The 8,262-nt window shown below is 71.3% G+C and carries 8 protein-coding genes; 4 read left to right on the forward strand and 4 right to left on the reverse strand.

Going from position 1 to position 8,262, the window contains the following annotated elements; all coding sequences use genetic code 11:
• The first annotated feature begins 82 nt into the window (after positions 1-82).
• The 3 genes from KV100_RS20145 (at position 83) to KV100_RS08670 (ending at position 3,945) form a co-directional block, all read left to right on the forward strand.
• Positions 83-895 (forward strand): MOSC N-terminal beta barrel domain-containing protein, encoded by an 813-nt coding sequence (locus KV100_RS20145; protein WP_220342425.1) that lies wholly within the window; start codon positions 83-85, stop codon positions 893-895.
• 9 nt (positions 896-904) lie between these two features.
• On the forward strand, positions 905-1,549 hold the full coding sequence (locus tag KV100_RS08665; RefSeq protein WP_220342426.1) for an NAD(P)-dependent oxidoreductase: 645 nt from the start codon (positions 905-907) through the stop codon (positions 1,547-1,549).
• Between the two features lie 98 nt (positions 1,550-1,647).
• A complete protein-coding gene (locus KV100_RS08670; protein WP_220342427.1) occupies positions 1,648-3,945 on the forward strand; it encodes a glycoside hydrolase family 3 N-terminal domain-containing protein in 2,298 nt (765 codons plus the stop codon).
• On the opposite strand, the gene KV100_RS08675 is transcribed toward KV100_RS08670, so the two are convergent.
• The 4 genes from KV100_RS08675 to KV100_RS08690 are packed head-to-tail and all read right to left on the reverse strand — an operon-like array spanning position 3,926 to position 6,774.
• Positions 3,926-4,429, reverse strand: coding sequence for an aminoacyl-tRNA deacylase (locus KV100_RS08675; protein ID WP_220342428.1), 504 nt, complete (start codon positions 4,427-4,429; stop codon positions 3,926-3,928). The genes KV100_RS08670 and KV100_RS08675 overlap by 20 nt on opposite strands.
• Before the next feature lie 35 nt (positions 4,430-4,464).
• Positions 4,465-5,223 (reverse strand): SDR family oxidoreductase, encoded by a 759-nt coding sequence (locus KV100_RS08680; RefSeq protein ID WP_220342429.1) that lies wholly within the window; start codon positions 5,221-5,223, stop codon positions 4,465-4,467.
• Between the two features lie 28 nt (positions 5,224-5,251).
• The gene (locus KV100_RS08685) at positions 5,252-5,929 is read right to left on the reverse strand and encodes a histidine phosphatase family protein (RefSeq protein ID WP_220342430.1); all 678 of its coding nucleotides are present in this window, start codon (positions 5,927-5,929) and stop codon (positions 5,252-5,254) included.
• Positions 5,926-6,774 (reverse strand): SDR family NAD(P)-dependent oxidoreductase, encoded by an 849-nt coding sequence (locus KV100_RS08690; RefSeq protein ID WP_220342431.1) that lies wholly within the window; start codon positions 6,772-6,774, stop codon positions 5,926-5,928. Before KV100_RS08690 ends, KV100_RS08685 begins: the two co-directional genes overlap by 4 nt.
• 378 nt (positions 6,775-7,152) lie before the next feature.
• On the opposite strand from KV100_RS08690, the gene KV100_RS08695 reads away from it, so the two are divergent.
• Positions 7,153-7,986 (forward strand): DUF2510 domain-containing protein, encoded by an 834-nt coding sequence (locus KV100_RS08695; protein ID WP_220342432.1) that lies wholly within the window; start codon positions 7,153-7,155, stop codon positions 7,984-7,986.
• The last annotated feature ends 276 nt before the right edge of the window (positions 7,987-8,262 follow it).

The following is an 8,262-nucleotide window of genomic DNA, read 5'->3' on the forward strand; positions in this document are numbered from 1 at the left end:
CCGAAACTTACAAACAGTCAACCCTGTCTTTTTTTGGCTTGACTCCGAGACGCGGCCCCAGGCGGCCCCCTAGGCTGGCCTCGTGCGCATCGCCTCCCTTCACCTCTACCCGGTGAAGTCGACCGCCGCGATCGACGTGGACCGTGCGCAGATCGAGCCGTGGGGTCTCGCGCACGACCGCCGCTGGCTGGTGGTCGACGCGGCGGGCACCAGGGTCAGCGCGCTGACCCGCCCGGTCCTCCTCACGGTCCGCGCGACGCCGACCGCAGACGGGCTGCGCCTGTGCGCGCCCGGGCACCGCGAGCTCGACGTCGCGGTCCCGACCGACGGCCCCTCGGTCGGTGTCAGCGTCACGCGGCAGCCCGAGCTCACGTACGCCGGCCAGGAGGCGGCCGACTGGTTCACCCGGGTCGTCGGCAGCCCCGTCCGCCTCCTGTGGCAGCACGACCCCCGCGAGCGCCCGGTCTCCGCCTCGCACGGCGGCCGCTCCGGCGACGTCCTGTCGCTCGCCGACACCGCGCCCATCCTGCTGACGACCACGTCCTCGTTGGCCCGTCTGAACGCCTGGATCGCTGAAGGCCCCGATCCGGCTGCCCTGCCGATGGCACGGTTCCGTCCCAACGTGGTCGTCGAGGGTGATCTCGAGCCCTTCGCCGAGGACGGTTGGCGGGCGGTGCGCCTGGGGGCGGCAGCCTTCCGGTTCACCGAGACCTGCGACCGCTGCGCGGTGACCGGGATCGACACCGCCACTCTCCACCGCGGCAAGGAGCCGATCCGCACCTTGGCACAGCACCGCAAGTGGAACGGTGCCACGTGGTTCGGGATCCGGATGCTGCCGACCGACCTGGGTGTGCTCGAGGTCGGCGATCCCGTGGACGTGCTCGAGTCGGCCTAGCGTGGGGGCATGACCACCATCGCCGTCATCGGAGCAACAGGGTTCGCCGGAGGCGCGATCGCGTCCGAGGCCCTGGCCCGCGGGTACGACGTCATCGCCGCCGCGCGTGACACCGCCTCGATCGATCCCGCCGACCACCAGACCGTCCGCGACGGCGACGTCTACGACGCCGAGTTCGTCGACGGGTTGGCTCGAGACGCCGACGTGCTCGTGGTCGCGGTCCCCCATCACGCCGAGGATCGCGACCTGATCGACGCGGTCCCCGGCCTCACCGACGCCGTGCGGCGGCACCGGCGGCGTCTCGGCGTGGTCGGTGGCGCAGGGTCGCTCCGAGTCTCGCCGGACGGGCCGATCCTCATGGAGACGCCGCAGTTCCCGGAGTCGGCGAAGCCCGAGGCCCGCGCCGCCTACGCCGTGCTGGACGCCCTCACGCGGACGACCGAGGACGTCAACTGGTTCTCGGTGAGCCCGTCGGCGGTGTTCGGACGGCTCTCGGACGTCCCCCGGCGCGGCACGTACCGGCTCGGCGGCGACGACCTCCTGAGCGAGCCCGACGGCAGTTCCTCGATCTCGGCACCCGACTTCGCGCAGGCCTTCGTGGACGAGATCGCGAGTCCGACCCACTACCGGGAACGGTTCACCGTCGGCTACTGATCACCGACGGTCGCCGCTCCGAACTGCGGGGCCCGTCCCTCCTGGTTACGCTCCCCAGAACCGGTGCCGGGGGCCGGCCACGAGGGGAGCGGTGCGCGATGACCGAGGACGACCGACCCGTCGAGGACGTGCTGGCGCACCTCACCGTGGAGCAGAAGGCGGCACTCACCTCGGGGAGCGACTTCTGGCACACCCAACCGATCGAGGACGCCGGTGTCGGCGCGATCATGCTGACCGACGGCCCCACGGGTCTGCGCAAGCAGGCGGGCGATCCGGGTCTTTCCCTCGGCCTCGCAGAGAGTGTCCCCGCGACGTGCTTCCCCGTCGCGGCGTCCCTAGGCTCGACGTGGGACGTCGACCTGGTGCAACGGGTGGCGGCCGCGATCGCGCGCGAGGCGCGCGCCGAGGGCGTCTCGGTGGTCCTCGCGCCCGGCATCAACATCAAGCGCTCGCCGCTGTGCGGGCGCAACTTCGAGTACCTCTCGGAGGACCCGTACCTCTCCGGCGAGCTCGGGCTCGCGTTCGTCCGCGGGCTGCAGTCCGAGGGTGTCGGCGCCTCGGTCAAGCACTTCGCCGCCAACAACGCCGAGACCGACCGGATGCGTGTGTCGGTCGATGTCGACGAGCGGACGCTGCACGAGATCTACCTCGCCGCGTTCGAGCGTGTCGTCACCGCTGGTGACCCGTGGACGGTCATGGCGTCGTACAACAGGATCAACGGCACCTATGCCACCGAGAACGCCTGGCTGCTGCGCGAGGTCCTGCGCGACACGTGGGGGTATGACGGGGTCGTCGTCTCGGACTGGGGAGCCGTGCACGACCGGGTGGCGGCGCTGCGGGCCGGGACGGATCTCACGATGCCGCCGTTCGGAGACGATGCCGCCGTCGTCGACGCCGTACGCGACGGCACGCTCGACGAGAGCGTGCTCGACGAGGCCGTACGGCGGGTGCTGGCCCTTGTCGACCGGGCCGGTGCCGCCGATGGTCGAGACGACGCGGACCCGCCCGACCACGCCGCCGCCCACACGCTCGCCCGAGAGGCCGCCGCCGCGGGAGCGGTCCTGCTCAAGAACGAGCGTGTCGGCGGAGTCCCCGTGCTGCCGCTCGCGGAGTCCGCCCCCGTCCTCGTCGTCGGCGAGCTGGCTCGGACGCCGCGGTTCCAGGGGGCGGGGTCGTCGCAGGTCACGCCGACCCGCGTCGACGTGCCGCTCGACGCGCTCCGCGAGGCGATGGGCGAAGGGCTCGCGTTCGAACCGGGATACACCCTCGGCGGCACACCCGACCAGGACCGCGGTCTGCGCGCCGCCGCGGTCGAAGCGGCGCAGGGTGACCGCACCATCGTCTGCTTCCTCGGACTGCCCGACAGCGACGAGTCGGAGGGGTACGACCGTACGAACCTCGACCTGCCGCCCGGCCAGATGGAGCTCGTCCAGGAGCTCGCCGTCGTCAGCACGCGGGTCGTCGTCGTGCTCGCCAACGGCGGGATCGTCGCCCCGGTCGCCTGGTCCCGCGACGTCCCCGTGGTCCTGGAGATGTGGCTCGGCGGCCAGGCCGCAGGCTCAGCGGTCGCCGACCTGCTCCTCGGACGGTCGGAGCCGACCGGACGGCTGGCCGAGACCATCCCGTTCCGCCTCGAGGACACGCCTGCCTACCTCGACTTCCCCGGGCACCTCGGGCACTCCCGCTACGGCGAGGGCGTGTTCGTCGGCTACCGCTACTACGACGTCAAGCGGATCCCGCCGGCGTACCCCTTCGGGCACGGTCTCGGCTACACCACGTTCGCCCAGAGCGATCTGACCGTCGAGGTCACCGGCGAGGGTGACGACGTCCGGGCCATGGTCGCGGTGACTGTGACCAACACGGGGTCACGCCGGGGCACCGAGGTCGTCCAGGTCTACGTCTCCGACCTGTCGGCACCGGTCGCCCGTCCCGAGCGCGAGCTCAAGGGATTCGCGCGCGTCACGCTCGACGCCGGCGCGTCGGAGCGGATCGACCTCGAGCTCGGTCCGCGCGCGTTCGCGTACTGGCATCCCGTCCTGCGGCGCTGGGTGGTCGAGCCGGGCACGTTCACCGTCTCGATCGGCGCCTCGTCGGCCGACCTGCGCAGGAGCGTCACGGTCACCGTGGGCGGCGAGGAGCTCAGGAGGCCGCTGGCGGCCGACTCGACACTGGCGGAGTGGAGCGCTGATCCTGCCGGGGCGCGGCTGCTCACGCGCGCGTTCGGCGACGCCGCGGCCAGGTCGGCGGTCGCGGAGCAGCCCATGGCCGCGCAGATCCCGCTGTCGGTGCTCGCCGGCCTGGCCGGCATCCCGAGATCGACGGTGGACGCGCTGGCCGAGGAGGCCGCGAGCCAGCAGGGGCCCCCCGGAGACGCCGTCAGCCCGGGACCTCACTGATCTCGGCGCGCGTGGCGGACAAGGCGTCGGCGAGAGACTCGACGTCGACGGTGATCCCGACCCCGTGCCCACCGCCGCCGATCGAGATGGCGCCGGTGATCGCCGAGTCGATCACGACCGGCCACGCGGTCGTGCTCCCCAGCGGCGTGATGGTGCCGCGCTCGTAGCCGGTCACCGCCTTGGCCGTCGCGGCGTCGGGCATCGAGATGCGGTTGACTCCGAGGAGGGACCGCAGGCGGGGCCAGGACAGCTCTCGGTCACCCGGGACCATGACGAAGAGGTAGTCGTCGTCGCTCACGCGGAGCACCAGCGTCTTGACCAGCGCCCGTGGCTCGATCCCCCGGGCGGCGGCCGCCTCCTCGAGGGAACGCACACGTCCGTGGCGCGTGACGGTGTGCGAGAGACCCAGCGCCTCGGCGGCGGCGATCGCGCGGGCGGACTGATCGGACGGGTCGGCCCCGGTCTCGGTGGTGGAGTCGGTCATGGGCACCATCGAAGCACGCAGGCCAGACGGCCGGGTCACACCATGCGGCGCACGATCCCGAGCGGGGCCTTCCGCAGGACGAGCGCGATCGGCCGCCACGGCCACGGGGGCACGATGCGCTCGGGCTTCTCGCTGTCGATCGCCTCCACCAGCGCCTTCGACCCCGTGATCGTGTCGACCATGCCCTTCGGCTTCTGCTCGACCTTGTCGTTCATCTCCGAGGCGATGTAACCGGGGAAGACGGTGGTCACCGCGATGTCGTGGCCCTTGCGGTTGACCAGGTCCGACCGGATCCCCTCCGCGAGCTGCGCCAGACCTGCCTTGGTCGCCGAGTAGGTCGTCATCGAGCTGGGCATCCCCCGCATCGCCGACACCGACGAGACGACGACGAGGTGTCCGGCGCGCCGGGCGTAGAAGTGCTCCATCGCCGCCTCGCACTGGGCCAGCGCGGCGACGAAGTTCGTCTCGGCGGTCTCCCGGTTCGCCTCGAACTTCCCCGTACCGATGCGCGCGCCCTTGCCCAGACCGGCGTTGACGACGACCCGGTCGAGCCCGCCGAGGTCGCCCGCTGCCGCCTTGAACACCGAGAAGACCTGCTCGTGGTCGTTGACGTCGAGCGCGTGGACGACCACGCGGATCGACGGGTACGCCGCCTCGAGCTCTGCCTTGAGCGCCTCGAGTCGGTCGACGCGGCGCGCGGTCAGTGCGAGGTCATGGCCCTTCGCCGCCCAGACACGGGCCATGCCGGCCCCGATGCCGGAGCTGGCGCCGGTGATGAGGATCGTCTTGCGCATGAGGTCTCCTGGGTTCGGGGGAAGCGGGTCAGCGGTACGTCACGAGGTCGGTCGGCAGGTGGGTGTGCTCATTGAACGAGACCAGGGTGCGTCCCGTCGATCCGGTGATCAGGGTGGTGACGCCGGCGTTGATGGCCACCGTGCTGAGGCGCGGCCACAGCGACTGGGCCTCGGGCGTCCACGTCTCGGCGTCGCCGGCCAGCACGTGCGCGGCGACGACCGCCAGCGGTCCCCCCGAGGTGAACACGACCACCGACTCGCGTCCGTCCAAGGAGTCGGTGAGCCGGTCGAACGCCGCGAGCACGCGGTTGGTGAAGTGCGCGTACGACTCGGCGTAGTCGCCGTCGTGATGACCGCTGGTCCAGCGACCGAGCGCCCCCAGGAAGATCTTCTGGAACTCCTTGGGGTCGGTCACCGTCCCCGCGCGTCCCGGGGCGTAGGCCTCGACCACCGACTCGTGGGCAAACTCGTCCCAGCCGTCGTCGACGTCGTATCCGTCCGACGGGCCCGCCGCGTCGAGCGCCGCGATCGCCGTCTGCGCGTGCCGCTTCATGGAGCCAGCGACGGCGCGCGTCGGCAGGAACCCTGAGGCTTCCCACGCCTGGCCCAGCGCGGTCGCCTGGGCGAAGCCGCGCTCGGAAAGCCGGTCGTAGTCGTCGGTGCCGAAGGACGCCTGGCCGTGCCGTACGAGGTGGATCGCGCTCATCGGCCGACCCGCGCGCCCGCCGTGCGCGCTCCCCCGCGCGCCTCGTCCTCGGCGGCGGCCTTGCGGGCGACGCGCAGCATGGCGGCGCGGTAGAGCCACGGCGCGAACCGCTTGGTCGCGTAGGCGATGCGCGCGTCGCGGTCGGGGAGGATGAGGTGCTTGCCGGCGTCGAGCTGGCGCAGGACCTCGGCGGCGACGGTCTCGGCGCTCCGCTTCGAGCCGTCGATGAGCTGACGCGCGGACGCGCTCGCCTCGGGGTCTGCGCTGCGGATCGAGTCGGCGAGGTTGGTGCGGAAGAACGAGGGGCAGACGACGGAGACACCCACGCCGTACGGCTCGAGCTCCCACCGAAGGGTCTCGCTGAGGGCGACGACGCCGGCCTTGACCGCGTTGTACTCGCTCATCCGCGGCGGGTGGACCAGGCCCGCGGCCGATGCGGTGTTCACCAGGCGACCCGACCGCTGCTCCTTGAGCAGCGGCGCGAAGGCCCGGCAGCCGCGGGCGACGCCGAGCAGGTTGATGTCGGTGATCCACTCCCAGCCGTCGCTGGTGGTGAGGTCGATCCCGCCGCCGGCTGCGACGCCGGCGTTGTTGACGACGAGGTCGATGCCGTGCCAGGTCTCCTGGACCCAGGCAAGCGCACGCGACCAGTCGTCGTCGCTGCGCACGTCGAGGCGCTGGTAGGTCACCGCGTCGCCCAGGATCGACAGGGTGGCGGGCACGTCGTCGTGAACGTCGGTGGCGAGGACGCGGCACCGGCGACCGACGAGCTGGGCCACGAGGGCGAGCCCGAGGCCGGAGGCCGCTCCGGTGACGAGGACGCGGTCTCCTGTGCTGAGGCTCATGCGCCAGAGCGTACCGAGCGGGCGCTTACCTCCGGAACGGAGGCTTTGGAGGCGGCTCTCCGCTCGGTAGAATTGACGATTGGGACGCGACCTTCGTCTCGCCGTGCCCACGGGCTGTGAAGTCCTCCAGCCCGGTCGGCAGACCCGACGGCCGTCCCGCCAGGGACCCCTCCCCCGCCCAGCAGTGGCGGTCGGCGATGTGGGTGCCGCGACCGCCCGGGACGCGCCTTCGCGCGGCTCGTCGACGACGAGCGACACCTGTGTGGTCTCCAGAGGAGAAGCCAGAGTCGGCGTCCTGGGTCTGGCGAAACCGGGAAACCGTGACGTCATCCCAACAACGTCGCGACCTCATCCCTGCACGGCCTCGAGAGGAGTCGCATGTCTCATCAGAACCCGCCCGCCGGGTGGCACGTGGACCCGCACGTTCGCGGACAGCAGCGCTACTGGGACGGCCAGGCGTGGACGGCGCAGGTCCGACCGCTCATCCCGACCCCGCCGGCCGGGTGGTACGTCGACCCGCGCGTCCCCGGACAACAGCGCTACTGGGACGGCCAGGCGTGGACCGCGCATGTCCGACCGCTCGGGCCGAACCCGCCGAGCTCGCAACAGGGCAAGCCCTGGTACGAGAAGAAGCGGTTCGTGATCCCGATCGCAGTCGCCGGCCTGATCGCCCTTGGCGCGGCCGGTGGGGCATCCGGCGGCGCCACGGACGATGTCGTGACCGACACCGCGAAGCCGTCCGCCTCTGACCAGGCCGAAAAGGGCGCCAAGGAAAAGGCTCAGGAGGATACGGACGCCGCCGAGAGGACGGCCCAGGAAGCGGCAGAGGCAGCAAAGGAAGCCGAGAAGAAGGAAGCTGCCAAGAAGAAGGAAGCCGAGAAGAAGGAAGCTGCCAAGCCCATCTCGGTCGATGCGGCCACGCTGATCAAGGCGTTTGAGGACAATGAGTTCGCCGCGGACGCCAAGTACAAGGGCAAGACGCTCCGCATCACCGGCACCTTGAGAAAGATCGAGACCGAACTGTTCGACGACAGCGACTACACCCTCCTCCTCGACGGCGGAGGAGAGTACGAGTTCGAACACGTGACCGCCTACGACGTTCCGAACAAGGACATTGCGAAGTTGGCCACGGGTGAGAAGGTCACCGTCGTGTGCAAGTTCAAGGACGGCGATGACCTCGGCGTCACGGTCAACAAGTGCGAGCTGGGCTGACGTCCCCGAGCGGGCGCTTACCTCCGGAACGGAGGCTTTGGGGGCGGCTCTCCGCTCGGTAGAATTGACGATTGGGACGCGACCTTCGTCTCGCCCTGCCCACGGGCTGTGAAGTCCTCCAGCCCGGTCGGCAGACCCGACGGCCGTCCCGCCAGGGACCCCTCCCCCGCCCAGCAGTGGCGGTCGGCGATGTGGGTGCCGCGACCGCCCGGGACGCGCCTTCGCGCGGCTCGTCGACGACGAGCGACACCTGTGTGGTCTCCAGAGGAGAAGCCA

This window comes from Mumia sp. zg.B21 (assembly GCF_019550855.1).
GTDB lineage: Bacteria > Actinomycetota > Actinomycetes > Propionibacteriales > Nocardioidaceae > Mumia.